We start from the raw sequence: 17,436 nt of genomic DNA, 5'->3' as shown, positions 1-17,436 counted from the left end.
GTGGAGGGCGTGTTGCGTTCGCTGCGGGGAATCGCTTGGCACGCGATTCCCCGGTGCGCTCGTGAGAGCGGTGCGCTCAAGGAATATTGCGCGGTTGGGCGTCGATCCGTCGGGGGAGGTGGGCGATAAAATACGGGGATGACCGACCTGAGACTGCCGAGCGTCGCCGAGATCGCTGCGCTTATCGACCACGCGATCCTTAAGCCCGAACTGATCCGCGCCGAGGTGGACGCCCAGCTCGACGAGGCGCGCGCATCCGGCGTCTTCAGCGTGTGCGTCCGCCCCTCCGACATCGCGCACTCCGTCGCCCGACTCGAGGGCTCGAGTGTCGTCGTGGGCACAGTCATCGGCTTCCCCCACGGCACGACCTCCACCGCGGCAAAGGTCGCGGAGGTGCGCCAGGCGCTCGCCGACGGCGCCGTCGAACTCGACATGGTCGTCAACATCGGTCGCCTGCGCTCCGGCCTCCTGCAGGACGTCGAGGACGACATCCGCGCGGTCGTTGAGGCGGCCACCGGGCACATCGTGAAGGTCATCCTCGAGACGAGTTTCTTGGATGATGAGCAGATCATCGAGGGCAGTCGCGCCGCGGAGCGAGCGGGCGCCGACTTCGTCAAGACGGCCACCGGATTCGCCGGCGGCGGCGCCAACGAGCACGACCTGCGCCTGATGCGCGGCGCCGTCTCCGAGGCCGTGCAGGTCAAAGCCTCGGGCGGCGTCCGCGACCTCGACACGCTCCTCGCCTACCGCGAGCTGGGCGTCACCCGCTTCGGAACGAGCGGCTCCGCGACGATCCTCGGTGACCTCTCCGCGCGGCTGGCGGGCGATTCGTCCGCCGCTCGTGTCGACTCCGCCTCCTACTGACCCGCTCTGCTCACTGACCCGCTCTGCTCCTGAGCGTCGGAGCGACGTCACGCCCGGATGGAACTTGCCGATTACGCCGCTCTGTGCTGCGTGGCGCTGGCCTTCGCGTGCCCGACCGGCATCCCGAAAGCCCCCCGAACTACGGTGGCGATGCTCAGATCCGACGGGGTCCGTCGAGACTCGCCTCGCCATCGAGCACGATCCCCTCGATCATCTCGCGGTCGAGCCGGTGCCCGCCGCTCCAGCCCTCAATGACGCAGCGCGGGAACGCCCCGCGATCGTCACCGCTCAGCCAGGTGGAGGCGGCTTCGCGTGCCCAGGACTCGGACGGGTACACGCCGATGATCTCGGTCCGATCGTCCCAGGGTGTCGCGGTCATGAGCACGAAGTGGTCACCGTTCACGGTCGGGCCTCCTCGTGCTGCCGGGGTGATCGATCCCGATACGCAGTCAGGGACCAGATCGGACATTACCGGACAAGATCAGGGCCTGTCGGGGAGGTCGACAGAACGAGATCGGCACGCTAGGGACTCATATCCCTCACTCGAGCGTCGTGCGCAGCCGCGTGTTCAGGCTTCCCAGAGCGGTCGCAATCTCGTTCTGATTACTGCCGGCGAGGAGGGCACAGCCCTGCTCGAGACTGTGGCGTAGGGCGTTAATCCCCTCCTGGGAGACTTCGCCGCGCTCGACGAGCGCCTGCAGAGCGGCGAGGACGCCGATGAGGGCGACGGCGTCATCGAGATCGAGAGGACGGTTGCAGGACGTCTCCATGTCGCTTCTCCTGTTCGGGTTCTGCCGTGAATTCGGGATGTGTCGCGGATTGGGTGGCCGTCGCGGATTGGGTGGCCTGCCCACGTTCGCGGCTGTCATGGCCGAGGGCGCCGCTGGCGGAACGGCTGCGGACGCCATACATGCCGATGCCCCGGCGCCGTGGGGCCCGGGGCATCGGTGAGGGAAAGGTCAGGAGACGCGCGGCTCCGACTCGCGGTTGTCGTCATCGGGGATGTGCACATCTTGCACGGTCACGTTGATCTCGGCGACCTCCATGCCTATAATCTGCTGGATCGCGCCCGCGACGGCACTGCGCACGTTCTCCGCGACGTCCTGGAGCGGAGCGGGATACTCGGCGACGATGGTCACGTCGGCCGCGACCTGGCGCTCGCCGACCTCGACCTTGACGCCCTGGCTGCGATCGTCGTTGCCGATGGCGGTGCGGATGGCGCCGATCGCGCGGGCCGCGCCTCCGCCGAGGGCGTGTACTCCAGCGACCTCGCGCGCCGCGAGACCGGAGATCTTGGCAATGACGCCGTCGTCGATCACGGTGCGGCCGGCGATCGTGGGGGCGGGGGTGGTCGAGGCGCTCGGGGCCATGGTCTCCTCATTTCGCTCAGTACCCGGTCGATGGACCGGGGGGTGTGCCGGTGAGACGCTCGGTTGCCCCCGATCGTCACGGTCGAATCCGCGCTGCTCAGACAACTGCCAGCGAGTCGGGCGATTCGCCCTCCCCCTCCCGCTGTGATGCCATGGAGCCGTGACGAACGAGACGACCACCCCGGCCCCCGGCGACGACACGCGCGTCCGCGCGCGGACCCTCGTGATCCTGGCCCTCGTCGGCGCTGTCGGGGGGACCCTCTCGGGTGCCTTCGGCGTCGGCGGCGGGATTGTGATGGTGCCGATGCTGATCGCGTGGGCCGGGATGGACCAGCGCCGCGCCTCCGCCACGTCGCTGCTCGCCATCGCGCCCACTTCTGTCGCGGGGGCCTTCGGCTATGCGCTCGCCGGGCAGGTCGCGTGGATTCCCGCCGCCGTCATCGCCGCCGCCGCGATGCTCGGCGCCGTCGCGGGTTCGTGGCTGCTCGCGCGGCTGCCGCTGGGCGTGCTGCGCTGGCTGTTCGTTGCGCTCCTGCTCGCCGCGGCGGTCAGGATGGCCGTGTTCGGCTCGAATGAGTCGGGCGATGTCGCGGAGGGCTGGGGCGTCTGGCCCGGATTCGCGGGCCTCGGCGTCGTGATGGGCGTCGCCTCCGGTCTGTTCGGCATCGGCGGCGGAGCGATAGCCGTCCCGGTGCTGGTGGGAGCGTTCGGCCTCGCCGACCTGCTGGCCAAGGGCACCTCGCTCGCCGCGATGATCCCGACGGCGATGACCGGCTCGATCGCGAACGCGCGGCGGGGACTGCTCGACGTGCGCGGCGGCCTGGTCGTCGGTCTGACCGCGACGGCGTTCTCGTTCGCCGGAGTCGCCCTCTCGTTCCTCCTGCCCGCGCGGGTGTCCGGGATTCTCTTCGCGGCGCTGCTCTTGCTGGCGGCGGTGCAGCTCGTGCTGCGAGGGCGTCGATCCCGGTCCTGACGCGTCGGCTCCGGTCCTGACACTGAGCTCCTGCCCGAGGCGCGGTCGGCTACCACCTCTTCGCGTGGCACGATCGGGGGTGATGTCCTTCTTCTCTGCCGCATGAGCGCGGTCAGCTACCAGACCGCGTCGATCCCCCTCCGCCTCGCCGGCGCGGGAATGATCGTCGCCCTCCCCGTCCTCGCCGTCGAGCGGCTTGATGACGTCGCGCTCGGTGGCGCGCTGACCGGGGCGGCCCTGTTTCCCAGCGTGATCGCGGCGCCGTTGGTCGGCACGGTGCTCGACCGGATGCGCCACCCGCGCCGCCTGCTGATCGCGTCCGCCGTCACGACGGCACTGGCCTTCGGGGTCGCCGCATATCTCGGCGACGTGCCGACTCCGCTGATCGTGGTGCTCCTACTGATCGCCGGCCTCGCCACACCGGTGTACATGGGCGGCATGTCGAGCTTCGTCACCAGTGCCATCCCGGATGCGCGCCGCGCCTACGCGCAGGACTCGCTCTCGTACACGGTCGCCTCGATCAGCGGACCGTCGATCGTGGGTGTCGCGGTCGGTCTCGGCGGGGCGCGCAGTGCAATGCTCGCGATGGCGGTGCTCGCGCTGATCGGGGTTGTCGGCTCGTTCGGCCTCGCGATGGAGGCGCGCCCGGCGCCCACGGTCGGCGTGCTACGGACGGTCGTGGCGGGTGTCAGCCACCTGCTCCGGCACCGACCGATCGCGATCGTCACCTCCGCGGGCACGCTCAGCCAGGTTGCAGGGGGCGCGGCCGGCGTCGCCGCGATCAGCCTGTCGGTGGAACGCCTCGGTACCGCCGCCGCAGCCGCGTGGATCCTCACCGCCTACGCGGTCGGCGGACTGGTCGGGGCGGCTGCGGTCGCAGCCCGGCGCTGGACTCGTCGGGGGCCCGCCTGGACGATGGGCGCGGCCTACGTCGCGACCGGCGTCGCGCTGCTCGTCGCCGCGCCAGACCTTGGCCTCGTCGTCGCGATCGCCGCTTTCGCCGTCGCCGGAGTCTTCACGGCCCCCGCGAACGCGGCGATGTTCCTCCTGCGCGATCAGGAAAGCCCGGCGACCGTGCGCTCGCAGGTCTTCACGATCGGCGCGGGCCTGCGCTCGGCGGCAGCGGCCATCGGCGCCGTGATCGCCGGCGCGGCCTCGGGGTTCGGCGCTTCATGGCTCCTCGCGGGGATTGCGGTCGTGTGGATCGGGTCGGGGCTGTTGCTGCGCCTGTTCCCCCTGCGCAATCGAGGTTGAGAGCGCCCGAATGGGCTCCCCGCGGGGTTTCGGCGCCTCTCAACCTTGGTTACGAACGCGGCGCCGTCGGCTCAGGTCGCGGCGCCCGCCAGACTCCCCGTGCTCGGCCCGTCCGGATCGGTGATCGTGCGGTCGCCGCTGCGCCAGCTCTCCTGCGTGGGGAGCCTCTCCTTGCGGCGGTTGCGCACAACGCAAGGGAGTGGCGGACGTCGAAACGATCCGTTCGAATGGACTGTATGGCTCAAAAGACGGTCGCGGACCAGCTCATCGCCCAGCTCATCGACGCCGGCGTCTCCCGGATCTATGGGATCGTCGGGGACTCTCTGAATCCGGTCGTTGACGCAGTGCGTCGCAGCGGCGGCTCCGCGAAGGGAGGCATCGACTGGATCCACGTGCGCAACGAGGAGGCGGCAGCCTTCGCCGCGGGCGCGGAGGCGCAGCTCACCGGGAGGCTCGCCGTCTGCGCGGGCAGCTGCGGACCTGGCAACCTGCACCTCATTAACGGGCTCTACGATGCGCACCGATCGTCCGCTCCCGTGCTCGCCATCGCCAGCCACATCCCGAGCGTCGAGATCGGCTCCTCCTACTTCCAGGAGACCCACCCGGATCGACTCTTCGTGGAGTGCTCGAACTACCGCGAACTGATCTCGACCGCGGCCCAGGCGCCGCGGGTCGTCAACGCCGCGATGCGCAGTGCGGTGGCCCTGCGCGGGGTCGCCGTGATCACCCTGCCCGGTGACATCGCCGAGCTGGAGGCGGTGGAGGACGGCTTCCCCGCGTTCGTTCTGCCCGCTCCGCCCGTCCTGGTCCCTGCTGCGTCCGACGTGGTGGCGCTCGCCGCCGCCATCAACGAGGCGAAGACCGTCGCGATCTTCGCCGGCGCCGGAGTGCAGAACGCCCATGACGAGGTCGTCGCGTTCGCCGAACTCGTCGGGGCTCCGATCGGCCATAGCCTGCGCGGCAAGGAGTGGATCCAGTACGACAACCCCTACGACGTCGGCATGACGGGCCTGCTCGGCTACGGAGCCGCGCACGCCGGGATCCACGACGCCGACCTGCTGATCCTGCTCGGCACAGATTTCCCCTACGAGCAGTTCCTGCCGGACGCGTCGGAGGTCGTCATCGCACAGGTCGACACCGACGCCGCCAAGCTTGGCCGCCGCATCAGCGTCGCACACCCCGTGCACGGCGACGTGGCCGCGACCCTCACCGCCCTCACTCCGCTGGTGAGGCGCAAAGACCACCGATTCCTCGACAAGACGCTGAAGAAGCACGAGAAGCTGGTGACCGGAGTCGTGGGGAAGTACACCGAGGTCGGCACTCGGAGCCCGATCCACCCCGAGCTGGTCGCTTCCACCCTCGACGGCCTGCTCTCGGACGACGCGATCGTCACGGCCGACACTGGCATGGGCAACGTCTGGCAGGCGCGCTACATCACGCCGAACGGCCGCCGTCGCCTGATCGGCTCCTACTCGCACGGCTCGATGGCCAATGCCCTTCCGCAGGCGGTCGGTGCGCAACTCGCCTACCCCGGTCGACAGGTCGTGTCGCTCAGCGGGGACGGGGGTCTCTCGATGCTGATGGGCGAGTTGGTGACCGTCGCCGCCTACCGGCTGCCGGTGACGATCGTCGTGTTCAACAACTCCACGCTCGGGCTGGTGAAGGTCGAGATGCTGGTCGACGGATTCCCGGACTTCGCAGTGGATGTGCCGATGGTCGACTACGCGAAGGTGGCGGAGGCGGTGGGCATCCGCGGCCTTCGCGTCGAGGACCCGCGCGAGGTGGAAGGGGCTCTGCGCGCCGCGCTTGCAGAGGGCGGGCCGGTGCTGGTCGACGTGGTGACGGATCCGCTCGCCCTTTCGCTGCCGCCGACGATCACGGGTGCGCAGGTGAAGGGCTTCACCCTGGCCCTGTCGAAGATGGTGATGAACGGAGGAGCCGGCGAGGCGGTCGCGCTCGCCCGCACCAACATCAAGCACGCACTCCGCTGACGCCGCTGCCCGCACGCACGCTGGAATTGGGAAGGCAGCGTGCGCGGGTGCGCCGGGCGTGCGGCGCGCGCGTCTTCTGCACGACCGAGCGGTGCCGGCCCGTCAGCGCACCGAGCGGATGGGCAGGATCGCGATGGCGCCGATCAGCGCGGCGACCGCGCAGACCGAAAACCAGAGTCCGTAGGCGTTGCCGGTGGGGTCGCCGACGTAGACCAGAGCCCCGCCGATGAGGGGCGCGAACGTCTGCGGCAGCGCGTTGGCGATGTTGAAGACGCCGAGGTCCTTGCCCGAGTCCTCCGGATTGGGCAGCACGTCGACCACCAGCGCGAGGTCGACGCCGACGTAGATGCCGAAGGCGATGCCGAGCACCAGCTCGACCACGAGGAAGGATTCGACGTCGTGCACGCCGATCAGCGCCAGCGTCCCGAGGGCGAAGAGCACCGTCGATCCGCAGACGAAGACCTTGCGGCGCCCGAGCCGGTCCGACAGACGTCCGGCCATGAAGCTCGCGCCGACGAGGCCGACCGTGTAGATCAGGGTGCTGCTCGCGATCACGCCGGGGATTTCCTCCTCCGCGACGCCGACGTGTGTGAGCAGGTAGAAGAACCGGAAGGTGGTGAAGCCGTAGCCCGCGAACGTGATCAGGAAGCGCGACCACCAGGCCAGCGCGTAGTCGGGGTGGGCGACGGGGCTGACCCAGAAGGTCCGCAGCCAGTCGGCGACGGTCGCCCGCGGCGGCTTCCTGGGCAGCCGCCGGTCGGGAAGGACGATCGCGAAGACGAGCATCGCGACGATGGCGAGCAGCGACGGGCCGACGAACATCAGCAGCAGTTGCCCGGCGAAAGCCTGCGCGACGTAGGTGCCGCCGAGGATCCCGACGTTCTGAGCGATGCCGAGTGCGGCCGTTATCGAGCCGCGCTGGAACGAGGGGACCTGGTCGGCGATCGTGGCGATGAACGGCGCGAGGGTCATGTTGGCCCCGAGCTGCGCGAGCGACCAGCCCACGGTCGCGGTCGGCAGATCGACGGCGAGGGCCATGATCGCGAACGCGCCGGTCATGATCACCGTGCCGCTGACGATCCACGTCCGGCGCCGGCCGAGCCGGCTCGTGGTGCGGTCGGAGAGTCGCCCGAACACGACGTTCGCGATGGTCGCTGAGAGGGCGCCGAAGCCGCCCAGCACCGCTGCCGCACCGGTCGCGCCGTCCTGGGGAATTACCCCCGCCTGCACGAATGACTGGATCTTGATCCCGATGCCCACCACTACAGGCCCGAGCAGCGCGATGAAGAAGACGAGTTGCGCGATCACCAGCATGGCGGCGTAGCTCTTGGTGGCCGGCTCGGTCGGCTCGGGCAGGCCGGAGAATCTCGCGGTTGCCGTCGCCGTGGTCATGCCCGAGGGCGCGCCCGCCGCGGATCCACTCGCTGTCGTCATGATTGTCCTCCCCGTTGAGTCACTGAGCAGTTCGCAAAAACCGTTCACCGTGCGGGAAAGCCTGACGGGTGGTGACTCGGCAGGGCAATACGCAGTGGCGACTGGCATGAAGCACTCAGGAACGCGGCGTGAGAGACGGTCAGCCGGCGAGGAGGCGCCACAGTTCTTCGACATCGGCCGCCATGTCGATTGAGCGGTCGAGCGCCCACTGGATCTGGATGCCGTCGGCGGCGGCGATCAGCAGCCGCGCGGCCCGCTCCGGATCGAGGTCGGCCCGTGCCGAGCCCTCGTCGATCCGCGCTCGGATCGCCTCCACGAGCTGCGGGCGGAGAATCGCCAGGCGCGCGATGAAGTGCCCGTGCGCGGGATGCTCGGGATCCTCCGCGGCGGCCGCGAGCGTGAGGTGCAACTGCACCAGCCCCGGCACGTCGCGGTTGTGCCGCATGACGGCGACCAGCCCGTCGACCGCGTCCGCATCGGAGTCGAGCGCGTTGCTGTCGACCTCGTCGCGCTTTTCGAGGATCGCGGTGAGCAGATGTTCCTTCGAGTCGAAGTAGTGCATGAGCCCGGGCAGGCTCATCCCGTTCAGGCGGGCGATCTCCCGCAGTGAGGTGCCGCGGTAGCCCTGCCGCGAGAACACCTCGAGCGCGATCCTCAGGATTTCCTCACGTCGCGCGATCCCCCTGGCGTACGGTCCGCGCTGAGGCATGTCTCTGATGCTAGGCCAGCGGACGCGCCACTCTTGACACCGGAGAAGCCGCTCACTGTACGGTTTTCGTCACCGCGGCGCTGACGCCCGGGCGATCGGAGCCACCATGACCTATGCCGACCACCTCAACGCTCTGACCCTCGAGGAGCGGGCGTCCCTCACAAGCGGATCCGGCTTCTGGACGACCGCCGCCGTCGAGCGCCTCGGCATCCCCTCGATACTCCTCACCGATGGCCCACACGGCGTCCGCCGCCAACCCGCGGGAGCCGACCACCTCGGCCTGGCCGACAGCGTGCCCGCGACCTGCTTCCCACCCGCTGTCGCACTCGGTTCTACGTGGGACGCGGATCTCGCCCGCAGAGTCGGAGTCGCCCTTGGCGACGAGGCGCGGGCACTGGGCGTCGGAGTGCTCCTGGGCCCGGGCATCAACATCAAGCGCTCGCCGCTGTGCGGGCGCAACTTCGAGTACCTCTCCGAGGATCCGCTCGTCAGCGGCGTGCTCGGCTCCGCGCTCGTCGGCGGCGTGCAGAGTCGCGGAGTCGGCGCCTCCCTCAAGCACTTCGCCGCCAACAACCAAGAGACCGACCGCCTCAGCGTCAGCGCCGACGTCGATGAGCGTCCCCTGCGCGAGATCTATCTCCGCGCGTTCCAGCGCGTGGTCACCGAGCAGCAGCCGTGGACGGTGATGTGCTCGTACAACCGGGTCAACGGTGTACTCGCCTCCGAGAACCCGTGGCTGCTGACGACTGTCCTGCGCGAGGAGTGGGGCTTCGAGGGCCTCGTCGTCTCGGACTGGGGTGCCGTCGATGACCGGGTCGCGGGAGTCGCCGCCGGCCTCGACCTCGAGATGCCCTCGAGCGGAGGGAGCACGGTCGCACGGCTGGTCGCGGCCGTCCGCTCCGGCGAGCTGGACGAGGCGCACGTCACCACCGCGGCGCGCCGCGCCCTCGAACTGCTCGACCGGGTCACTGCGGGCGCCGACTCCACTGCGGCGGTCGATCATGATGCTCACCATGCGCTCGCCCGCGAGGTCGCCTCGCGAGCGGCGGTGCTGCTCAAGAACGATGATGACCTGCTGCCCCTCGCTGGGGAGGGGAGCGTTGCCGTCATCGGCGAGTTCGCGCGCACACCCCGCTATCAGGGCGCCGGCAGCTCGCAGATCGTGCCGACCCGCCTCGACTCGGCGCTCGACGCACTGCGCACTGCGCTCGGTGATCGGCTGCTCTTCGCTCCCGGCTACAGCACCGACGACTCCGGCGATACGCAGGCGTTACAGGCCGAGGCGGTCGCCACAGCCGACGGTGCCGACACGGTCGTGCTGTTTCTCGGCTTGCCACCGCAGGAGGAGTCGGAGGGCTTTGACCGCGAGCACCTGGAACTGCCGGTCGAGCAGACGCGCCTCCTCGACGCCGTCCTCGCTCGGAACCCCCGCGCGGTGGTCGTGCTCTCCAATGGCGGGGTCGTGCGCACCTCCGGCTGGCACGACCGGGTACCCGCGATCGTCGAGGGCTGGCTGCTCGGGCAGGCGGGCGGAGGTGCGATTGCCGACGTCCTCACCGGCGCGGTGAATCCGTCCGGCCGCCTCGCCGAGACTATCCCGCTGCGCCTAGAGGACAGCCCCGCGTACCTGAATTTCCCCGGAGCGTTCGGGCACGTGCGCTATGGCGAGGACGTGTTCGTCGGCTACCGCGGCTACGACGCGCGCGGCGTCGATGTCGCTTTCCCGTTCGGACACGGGCTCTCGTACACGCGGTTCGAGTACCGCGGCCTCGCGGTCGAGGCCCGCGATGGCGGACTCCGGGTGCGGGTCGAGATCGCGAACACGGGCGAACGCGATGGTCGCGAGGTGGTCCAGGTCTACACGTCGCTTGCCCTGTCCGTGATTCCTCGGGCGGTGCGCTCGCTCGCGGCCTTCGCGGTCGTCGAGGTCGCGGCGGGCGGGTCGGCTGAAGTCGTGCTCGATATCCTGCGCGACGAGCTCGCGTACTTCCACCCGGGCGCGGGGCGCTGGGTGGTCGAGGGCGGCGAGTACACGGTGGCGGTCGGCTCCTCCAGCCGCGACCTGAGAGCAGAGACGTCCGTTGCGGTGGCGGGCGACGTGCTCGAGCTGCCGCTGACCGCGGCGTCGACCGTGGCGGAGTGCCTCGAACATCCGCGTGCCGGGGCCCTGCTGCGCGACGTGCTTGTCTCGGGCGGTGACACGTTCGCCTCCGCCGCGACCGATCCCGGAATGGCGGCGATGCTCGGCTCGATGCCGCTCGGGCGCCTCGCGGTCTTCCCGGGCAGCGGGCTCACCGAGGACGGGCTCGCGCGCCTGCTCAAAGCGGCGCGGGGCTGCCCCAACGTCAGCTGAGACACCTCCTCATCCACGATGGTGGATGGCGACGCGTCTCAGCTGACGTTGCGTCGGCGGATCACGCGCCGAGCGTGATCGCCTGCGCCTCGACGAGCTCGGGCTCGGCTCCGTGGGCATCGGCGCGGGCCAGGGTGCTCCGGCCGAGGAGCACGATCGCGGCGGCGACGGCGACCGCGCCAGCCGCCGCGTACATCGGGAAGGCTGGTGAGAGTGCAGCAGCCAGCGCGGAGGCGGCGGGCGGGGCGATCGCTCCGCCGAGGAAGCGGACGCCCGAGTAGGCGGACGAGGCGACGGAGCGCGGCAGGTCGGTCGCCTCCATGACGCACTCGGTCAGCACAGTGTTCACGACGCCGAGCAGCAGTCCGCCGACGATGATGCAGACGATCAGGCCGACCCGCGACGAAATCGCCAGTCCACCGGCGACCAGGTCGAGGGCGAGCAGCACCAGGACCGAGTGCAGCACCACGGTGCGGGGCAGGCGCGCAGTAAGGAGTGGCGCGACGAACACCGAGGTGAGTGCGACAGCCACACCCCAGCCGAAGAAGGTGAAGCCGAGCCCCATCTCGTTCAACCCCAGCGGATAGGGCGTGTAGGCCAGCAGCACGAAGAAGCCGATGTTGTAGAAGAGAGCGGCGCCCGCGAGCGTGCGGATCGCCGGGACTTTGAGTGCAGCGAACGGTGCCGAGAGCGGAGTGGGCGTGGGCCGGGGACCGTCCTCGCGCAGCAGAGTCGCGATGGCGATGACGCCGATCGCCATCAGCACGGCGGTGCCGAAGAAGGGCCCGCGCCACGAGACGCTGCCGAGCAGGCCGCCGAGCAGTGGGCCGATGGCGATGCCGATGCCGAGCGCGGCCTCGTAGAGCACGATCGCGGCGGAGGAGCCTCCGCTCGCCGCGCCGACGATCGTCGAGAGCGCGGTCGAGATGAAGAGCGCGTTGCCGAAGCCCCAGCCAGCACGGAAGCCGATGACGCCCTCGACGCTGCCCGCGGTCCCGGCGAGGGCAGCGAACACGACGATCAGGACCAGCCCGATCATCAGCGTCTTCTTGGCGCCGATGCGGCTTGATAGCCAGCTGGTGAAGAACATCACCACGCCGGTGATGACGAGGTAGCTCGTGAACAGCAGCGACGTCTCGGTCGGAGTCGCCTTCAGGCTTTCGGCGATGGCCGGGAGGATCGGATCGACCAGGCCGATGCCCATGAAGGCGATGACGGCGGCGAAGGCGACGGCCCAGACGGCGAGCGGCTGCTTCAGGATCGAATTCTGCGCGGGGGAGTGGGAGGAAGACACGTCGGAGAATATAGCAGTCCTATGTATTGCCGCCGCGCTCGTGGCGCGGGGCGGCCCGGCCGTGCTGATCGGGCAGCGTGGGGAGATCCCCTTGCGCTCCGCGCAGACTGCCGTTATCCCCCCTCGGTATGCCAAAATAGTTCGCGATCACGCGTCCGCTCCCGCCAGCACCGACGATAAGAGAAGTCATATCTTCTCTTATCGACGCGGACGGCACTTATCCCGCACAGCGACACCGACCCCCGCACAGCGAAGGAGCACAGCCCGCATGAGCACCCAGTACGCCGTGATCGACCCGGCCTCGGGCGAGACCCTCCGCGAGTACCCGACGATCGGCGACGAGGCCCTCAGCGACGCGATCGGATCCGCACACGCGGCCTACTCCTCCTGGTCGCGCACCGTGCCCGTGGCTACTCGTGCCGCCCTGATCGCCCGCGTCGCCGACCTGCACGTCGAGCGCGCCGACGAGCTAGCCGCCATCATCGTCCGCGAGATGGGCAAGCCGCTCAACCAGGCGCAGGGCGAGGTGGGATTCGCGGCCGACATCTACCGCTACTACGCCGAGAACGGCGAGGCGTTCCTCGCCGACGAGCCGATCGAACTGGCCGAGGGCACCGGCACCGCGCTGATCCGCCGCGCTGGGCTGGGCGTGCTGCTGGGCATCATGCCCTGGAACTTTCCCTACTACCAGGTAGCCCGCTTCGTCGGCCCGAACGTGGTCGCCGGCAACACGATCCTGCTCAAGCACGCACCGCAGTGCCCGGAGTCGGCTGCCGCCATCGCCGACATCTTCCGCACCGCGGCAAAGGAGCTGGGCGCCCCGGCGGGCATCTACGTCAACCTCTACGCCACGAACGAGCAGGCGGCGACCGTGATCGCCGATCCGCGCGTGCAGGGCGTCTCCGTCACCGGCTCCGAGCGCGCGGGCGCGGCGGTGGCCGAGCTGGCCGGGCGCCACCTCAAGAAGGTCGTGCTCGAGCTCGGCGGCTCCGATCCGTTCGTGCTGCTGTCGACCGACGACCTCGATGCGGCGGTGCAGGATGCAGTCGCCGCGCGCCTGGACAACAACGGCCAGTCCTGCAACGCGGCCAAGCGCTTCATCGTGATTGACGGGCTCTATGAGGCGTTCGCCGAGAAGTTCACGGAGGCGTTCACCCGAGCGCAGCCCGCCGATCCCTTCGCCTCGGGCACCGTTCTCGGCCCGCTCTCCTCCTCCGCTGCCACCGCGCGCCTCGAAGCGCAGTTGGCCGCCGCGCGCGAGCAGGGCGCGACCGTGCGCGCGAGCGGCGCGGTCGCCGGTAACTTCTTCCCTCCGGCCGTGCTCGAAGACGTGACTCCCGAGATGGATGCCTACCGAGAGGAGTTTTTCGGCCCCGTCGCCGCGCTCTATCGCGTACACGACGAGGACGAGGCGATCGCCCTCGCGAATGACACCCCGTACGGCCTCGGCTCCTACCTCTATACGACCGACTCCGAGCAGGCGCTGCGCCTGGCCGACCGGATCGACGCGGGCATGGTGTGGGTGAATCTCGTTCTCGGCGACGCGGCCGAACTGCCCTTCGGCGGGGTGAAGCGTTCGGGCACGGGGCGCGAGATGGGTCGTGCGGCGCTGGAGGAGTTCGTGAACAAGAAGCTCATCCGCATCGCGTGAGTCGCCCGGTACACGCCCGCTCGCGGTGCGGAGTTGCTGGACGAGCGTGTGCTTCACGAGAAACACCTCCGTGGTGGTGATGGCGCCGAGGAGAGGGGTGTCGCGGACAACTTCCCGCCGGACGCGAAGGCACCCACACAACACGTATGGCGATGGTCACGAAGTCCCGTCACTCGAGCAAACGGCCCCTTTTAGCGCACTATTCGGCGGTCTACAAGCTGTTGTTTCGGCCGCTCAGGGGGTTTTATGGTCATCAATCGGTGGGTTCCGCAGAGCCCACCAGTTGGGGCAACGAATGCGTGCGCGCATGTCGAGGTAACTTGCACTGGGGGGCGTGTGGACGCGAGATTTGTTGAACCGGTCACGATTCAAGACGGTCCAATTTTTCGCGTGCGCCTATGGTCGCCACCACCAATCGAGGGGTATTCGTGGATGGTGGACGACTGGGAACTTGATGATTGTAATCTCGACGAAGCTCTTGAGTGGGCGGAAGAGAAGTCACATGGGAATCCATTCGAGCTGCTCGTGCGGGCTGGTTCGCTGGATTTCTACCGCTTGAAAGGGCGCCCCGCCGACGAGGCGGGCGCTCAAGAAGACGTAATTCTGCGCACCAATCCATAAGTACATTCGTGCATATTTAGAAAAATCGAACGGTGCGGGCTGGGCAGGCAACACAGAAGCCTGACTTGGCACACCGGCAAACAAGACCTACAGCAGCTTCGCGAACGCACCTTGCTCGGAAGGACCTGCCACTTTTCGGACGCGGGTTTCGTATTCATTTACGTCTCCGCCCGGGGTGTCGCCGGCCTACACATCCACCATCATGTACTCCCCGTGGATCCCCACCGCCTGCGGCAACAGTCGATCCGCTCAGACAACGGAGGCGAGCGGTGCCTGGACGAGCGATGAGGCATTAACGGACGAAGCGACTGCGAAGACGACGCCCACTGGCGTAGAACTCGTCTTCTCATTCGAGGACCGACTTAAGGGGCATGAGGCACGCCGCACGCATGTGGCGTGCCCTATGCCCCATCTATCCGGTAATTCACCTGTTGCTTTCAGCTTTCTCGTCCGTTGCACTGCTCGCACGGCAAGCGTCTCGGTCGATCGGGCGGCTGAATCGCAGGGCTTTTTCCTTCAGCGGCTCAGCGGCTCAGCGACGACATCCGAGTTGTCTGCGAGGTTGAGTAGCACAGGGTCGAAAGCCGGCCGCGGGATCCTCATCAGGAGGCCTCGACGTAGGCGGCGGCGGCTTCGCGGAGGATCTGCGACTTGCTGACGCCGCGGCGTTTGGCGAGCTGGCTGATTTTCTGATCGAGCGGCTTGGTCGAACGGACCTTCCACATGGGTCCTACCGACTCCTCGGTGTCGAGCCGGGGTCGGCCGCGGGCAATGATCACGGCATCGTCCAGAGTGTCGGCGCCGGTCGCTGCGAGCAGCGCCGCGCGGGCGTGCTCGGCGGCTTCCTCGCCGCGGAGCTGGGTGCCGGGGAGGGGTGCGAGTTCGCTGCGCTCTGCGCGTGCGGCGAGGTCGTCGTAGTCGTGCACGTCGTCTCCTTAGTTCAGTAGGTGCCGACAGTTCGGTAGCTGCCGGTACAGGTCGCTGAGTTCCGTGACGTGGAAGATCGTCAGGGTCCGCGGCGGTCGCATCGCGGCGATCACTTCGATGTACCTGTCTATCTGCGGGTGCGGGTGTCCGACGTAGACCGTCGTCACCTCCCCTGAACGCCCTTCGACTTGCGCCGCGGCTTCTGCGTGGGTCATCGCATAGAGAGCATCCTGACGCGGAATCCCGTGCTTGTCTGCGCTCCGCGGCCACTCAACTCCACGAATAATGCGTACTACAATAAGCAGACCACACTAGCCGCGGGGCGCAGAGGGGAATACGTCGCCGACCGGGGCGCAGGTCTGGGCGTCGTAGACGGCGTGAGCGCGGAGCATCTGGAGGTCACGCACGACCTCGGCGTCCGCGGTGGGGTGCCCGCCGACGGCCGGTACAAACCCTGACCACGTCGGTCAGCAGCAGCGTCCACGTGGTCCAGAAAACGCTGGTCAGCTCTCTGCGGAATGCCCCATCGCGAGGTGCCAGATCGACTTCGATCTGGCCGGTCTCCCGGCGCAGGCGCGGGTCGAACTGGAGCCCGGGACCGTGTTCTCCCGTCCGGCCAAGGAGTACCGCGATGCCGTCGCGGCGACCGCGAACATCGCCCTTAACTCCTCAATGACGAAGGGGGAGGCGGGCTTTGCCGACTTCGGCATCGGGCTCCGCTCTCTCACGACCGCTCTCCTCCTGCATGCTCTCGAGGCGACGGCTCCGGATCTCCCCGAAGACGCGGAGAGTCTGCATCGCGCCGCGCTGCGGCTCATCTCCATGCGGGCGACCGATCCCGACTTTACGGTGGAATCGCTCGCACGCGCTATCGGAACGTCTTCCCGCACCCTGCGGGAGGTCTTTGCACAGGCCGGCTGCTCGGCTAAGGCCGCGCTCACCGGGGAGCGTGTGCGACGAGCCCGCGCCCATGCCGCCGCGGGAAAGGACGGCGAACGATTCACCATGGGCGAAGTCGCTCGACTCTCCGGCTTCCGGGACGCTCGCGCCCTCCGCCGCGCCCTTGTGAAGACCGAGGGCGAGCGCTGATGCGGCGCGGTGTGGCGGCTCAGTTCCTCGATGGGGAGCGAGGAGGCGGGTTTCATCGACTTCGGGATAGGGCTCAGGCATCTGACGACGGCGCTTCTTCTGCACGCTCTCGACGCCACTGCTCCCGAACTTCCGGAGGATGCGGAGCGTGTGCACCGCGCGGCCCTCCGGGTAATCTCGATGCGGGCGACGGATCCGGCTTTCACCGTTGAGTCACTCGCCGACGCGATCGGCACGTCATCCCGCAATCTGCGCCACGTTTTCGCTCAGGCGGGGTCCTCTGCGAAGGCGGCGCTCAGGGCGGAGCGGGTGCGCCGGGCTCGGAACCATGCTGCCCCGCGCGAGTATGGCCAGCGATTCACCCCCGCCGAGATAGCGCGGCTCTCCGGATTCCGGAACGTGCGGGCTCTGCGGCGAGCACTCGAGAAGGTTGAGGAGGAGTGTGGCCCTGGTGCGCGTGATGTTGGCTGATGGCGGATTCGCGCGGCTGCCGGCGTCAGATTTTTATCACGGACGAGTACCGCAATTTGTAGCTGTGTTTTATGGTGCCGACAAGGCGAGGGGGAAAGGAAGTCGGGGTGATCATGGACGGTTCACATCGCGGCGTGAAGAGCGATGAATGAAGCCCAAACGACCGGATGTCGTTGGGCTTCATTCATGCGGCTTGTGCACTCATTTGAACGAACACGCGCCGTTCCGGTTTAAAAGCGGATAGTCGGTGTCCCGCCATTGCGAGTAGCGAGCGTATTCTACTTACTTGCAGACTGGCTTCTGGACGTAGGTTACCGTGTCAGTGCCGGCCTTGTTGCTGGTGCCGTTTTCGCCGACGGCGGAGGTGACGTTGGAAGCCTGCTTGGTTTCGTTGTGGTACAGGTCCCCGGCGGTGTTGAGGAAGGTTCCGTACCC

At 68.5% G+C, this 17,436-nt stretch carries 17 protein-coding genes; 9 read left to right on the top strand and 8 right to left on the bottom strand.

Annotated elements, in window-relative coordinates; genetic code table 11:
* Nucleotides 1-138 precede the first annotated feature (138 nt).
* Nucleotides 139-864, top strand: coding sequence for a deoxyribose-phosphate aldolase (gene deoC, locus HRF29_RS13500; protein ID WP_173249369.1), 726 nt, complete (start codon nt 139-141; stop codon nt 862-864).
* A 154-nt stretch (nt 865-1,018) separates the two neighbouring features.
* Here the strand turns inward: deoC and HRF29_RS13495 are convergent, their stop codons facing one another.
* From HRF29_RS13495 to HRF29_RS13485, 3 genes are all read right to left on the bottom strand, one after another.
* Nucleotides 1,019-1,267: a hypothetical protein gene (locus tag HRF29_RS13495; RefSeq protein WP_173249368.1), complete on the bottom strand. Its 249-nt coding sequence runs from the start codon at nt 1,265-1,267 to the stop codon at nt 1,019-1,021.
* Between the two features lie 136 nt (nt 1,268-1,403).
* Nucleotides 1,404-1,634, bottom strand: a complete 231-nt coding sequence (locus HRF29_RS13490; protein ID WP_173249367.1) for a hypothetical protein — start codon at nt 1,632-1,634, stop codon at nt 1,404-1,406.
* 189 nt (nt 1,635-1,823) lie between these two features.
* A complete protein-coding gene (locus HRF29_RS13485) occupies nt 1,824-2,234 on the bottom strand; it encodes an Asp23/Gls24 family envelope stress response protein (RefSeq protein WP_173249366.1) in 411 nt (136 codons plus the stop codon).
* 160 nt (nt 2,235-2,394) lie between these two features.
* On the opposite strand from HRF29_RS13485, the gene HRF29_RS15405 reads away from it, so the two are divergent.
* From HRF29_RS15405 to HRF29_RS13470, 3 genes are all read left to right on the top strand, one after another.
* The gene (locus tag HRF29_RS15405) at nt 2,395-3,207 is read left to right on the top strand and encodes a TSUP family transporter (RefSeq protein ID WP_173249365.1); all 813 of its coding nucleotides are present in this window, start codon (nt 2,395-2,397) and stop codon (nt 3,205-3,207) included.
* A gap of 102 nt (nt 3,208-3,309) precedes the next feature.
* Entirely contained in the window at nt 3,310-4,461 is a 1,152-nt protein-coding gene (locus HRF29_RS13475) for an MFS transporter (protein WP_173249364.1), read from the top strand.
* Nucleotides 4,462-4,697: 236 nt separating this feature from the next.
* On the top strand, nt 4,698-6,452 hold the full coding sequence (locus HRF29_RS13470; protein ID WP_173249363.1) for a pyruvate dehydrogenase: 1,755 nt from the start codon (nt 4,698-4,700) through the stop codon (nt 6,450-6,452).
* Nucleotides 6,453-6,554: 102 nt separating this feature from the next.
* On the opposite strand, the gene HRF29_RS13465 is transcribed toward HRF29_RS13470, so the two are convergent.
* Together HRF29_RS13465 and HRF29_RS13460 are read right to left on the bottom strand one after the other, a co-directional pair.
* A complete protein-coding gene (locus tag HRF29_RS13465) occupies nt 6,555-7,886 on the bottom strand; it encodes an MFS transporter (protein ID WP_173249362.1) in 1,332 nt (443 codons plus the stop codon).
* Between the two features lie 139 nt (nt 7,887-8,025).
* Nucleotides 8,026-8,595 (bottom strand): TetR/AcrR family transcriptional regulator, encoded by a 570-nt coding sequence (locus HRF29_RS13460; protein ID WP_173249361.1) that lies wholly within the window; start codon nt 8,593-8,595, stop codon nt 8,026-8,028.
* Nucleotides 8,596-8,701: 106 nt separating this feature from the next.
* Between HRF29_RS13460 and HRF29_RS13455 the strand changes: the two genes are divergently transcribed.
* Complete coding sequence (locus HRF29_RS13455; RefSeq protein ID WP_173249360.1) at nt 8,702-10,948, top strand: glycoside hydrolase family 3 C-terminal domain-containing protein; 2,247 nt, start codon at nt 8,702-8,704, stop codon at nt 10,946-10,948.
* 61 nt (nt 10,949-11,009) lie between these two features.
* Here HRF29_RS13455 and HRF29_RS13450 read toward each other — a convergent pair whose 3' ends face one another.
* Nucleotides 11,010-12,242 (bottom strand): MFS transporter, encoded by a 1,233-nt coding sequence (locus HRF29_RS13450; RefSeq protein ID WP_173249359.1) that lies wholly within the window; start codon nt 12,240-12,242, stop codon nt 11,010-11,012.
* A gap of 268 nt (nt 12,243-12,510) precedes the next feature.
* Here HRF29_RS13450 and HRF29_RS13445 point away from each other — a divergent pair, with 268 nt between their 5' ends.
* Nucleotides 12,511-13,893 (top strand): NAD-dependent succinate-semialdehyde dehydrogenase, encoded by a 1,383-nt coding sequence (locus HRF29_RS13445; protein WP_173249358.1) that lies wholly within the window; start codon nt 12,511-12,513, stop codon nt 13,891-13,893.
* A gap of 432 nt (nt 13,894-14,325) precedes the next feature.
* Nucleotides 14,326-14,514 (top strand): hypothetical protein, encoded by a 189-nt coding sequence (locus tag HRF29_RS13440; RefSeq protein ID WP_173249357.1) that lies wholly within the window; start codon nt 14,326-14,328, stop codon nt 14,512-14,514.
* 602 nt (nt 14,515-15,116) lie between these two features.
* On the opposite strand, the gene HRF29_RS15400 is transcribed toward HRF29_RS13440, so the two are convergent.
* Nucleotides 15,117-15,440: a ribbon-helix-helix protein, CopG family gene (locus tag HRF29_RS15400; protein ID WP_173249356.1), complete on the bottom strand. Its 324-nt coding sequence runs from the start codon at nt 15,438-15,440 to the stop codon at nt 15,117-15,119.
* A gap of 9 nt (nt 15,441-15,449) precedes the next feature.
* Nucleotides 15,450-15,656 carry a hypothetical protein gene (locus tag HRF29_RS13430; protein ID WP_173249355.1) on the bottom strand — a complete coding sequence of 69 codons (207 nt, stop codon included), beginning with the start codon at nt 15,654-15,656 and terminating at the stop codon, nt 15,450-15,452.
* Between the two features lie 385 nt (nt 15,657-16,041).
* Here HRF29_RS13430 and HRF29_RS13425 point away from each other — a divergent pair, with 385 nt between their 5' ends.
* Entirely contained in the window at nt 16,042-16,530 is a 489-nt protein-coding gene (locus HRF29_RS13425) for a helix-turn-helix domain-containing protein (RefSeq protein WP_173249354.1), read from the top strand.
* A gap of 30 nt (nt 16,531-16,560) precedes the next feature.
* Entirely contained in the window at nt 16,561-17,001 is a 441-nt protein-coding gene (locus HRF29_RS13420; protein ID WP_173249353.1) for a helix-turn-helix domain-containing protein, read from the top strand.
* Nucleotides 17,002-17,436 lie beyond the last annotated feature (435 nt).

Origin of the sequence: Rathayibacter agropyri, assembly GCF_013249015.1 — a bacterium.
Taxonomy (GTDB): domain Bacteria; phylum Actinomycetota; class Actinomycetes; order Actinomycetales; family Microbacteriaceae; genus Rathayibacter; species Rathayibacter agropyri.
This window is presented reverse-complemented; position numbering and strand designations above follow the sequence as displayed.

Excerpts from the sequence above, each read along its gene's own strand:
- HRF29_RS13430 (WP_173249355.1), bottom strand. The coding sequence starts at position 15,656 with ATGACCCACGCAGAAGCCGCGGCGCAAGTCGAAGGGCGTTCAGGGGAG.
- HRF29_RS13485 (WP_173249366.1), bottom strand. The coding sequence starts at position 2,234 with ATGGCCCCGAGCGCCTCGACCACCCCCGCCCCCACGATCGCCGGCCGC.
- HRF29_RS13420 (WP_173249353.1), top strand. The coding sequence starts at position 16,561 with ATGGGGAGCGAGGAGGCGGGTTTCATCGACTTCGGGATAGGGCTCAGG.
- HRF29_RS13475 (WP_173249364.1), top strand. The coding sequence starts at position 3,310 with ATGAGCGCGGTCAGCTACCAGACCGCGTCGATCCCCCTCCGCCTCGCC.
- HRF29_RS13470 (WP_173249363.1), top strand. The coding sequence starts at position 4,698 with ATGGCTCAAAAGACGGTCGCGGACCAGCTCATCGCCCAGCTCATCGAC.
- HRF29_RS13490 (WP_173249367.1), bottom strand. The coding sequence starts at position 1,634 with ATGGAGACGTCCTGCAACCGTCCTCTCGATCTCGATGACGCCGTCGCC.
- HRF29_RS13440 (WP_173249357.1), top strand. The coding sequence starts at position 14,326 with ATGGTGGACGACTGGGAACTTGATGATTGTAATCTCGACGAAGCTCTT.
- HRF29_RS13455 (WP_173249360.1), top strand. The coding sequence starts at position 8,702 with ATGACCTATGCCGACCACCTCAACGCTCTGACCCTCGAGGAGCGGGCG.
- HRF29_RS13465 (WP_173249362.1), bottom strand. The coding sequence starts at position 7,886 with ATGACGACAGCGAGTGGATCCGCGGCGGGCGCGCCCTCGGGCATGACC.
- HRF29_RS13445 (WP_173249358.1), top strand. The coding sequence starts at position 12,511 with ATGAGCACCCAGTACGCCGTGATCGACCCGGCCTCGGGCGAGACCCTC.
- deoC (WP_173249369.1), top strand. The coding sequence starts at position 139 with ATGACCGACCTGAGACTGCCGAGCGTCGCCGAGATCGCTGCGCTTATC.
- HRF29_RS13460 (WP_173249361.1), bottom strand. The coding sequence starts at position 8,595 with ATGCCTCAGCGCGGACCGTACGCCAGGGGGATCGCGCGACGTGAGGAA.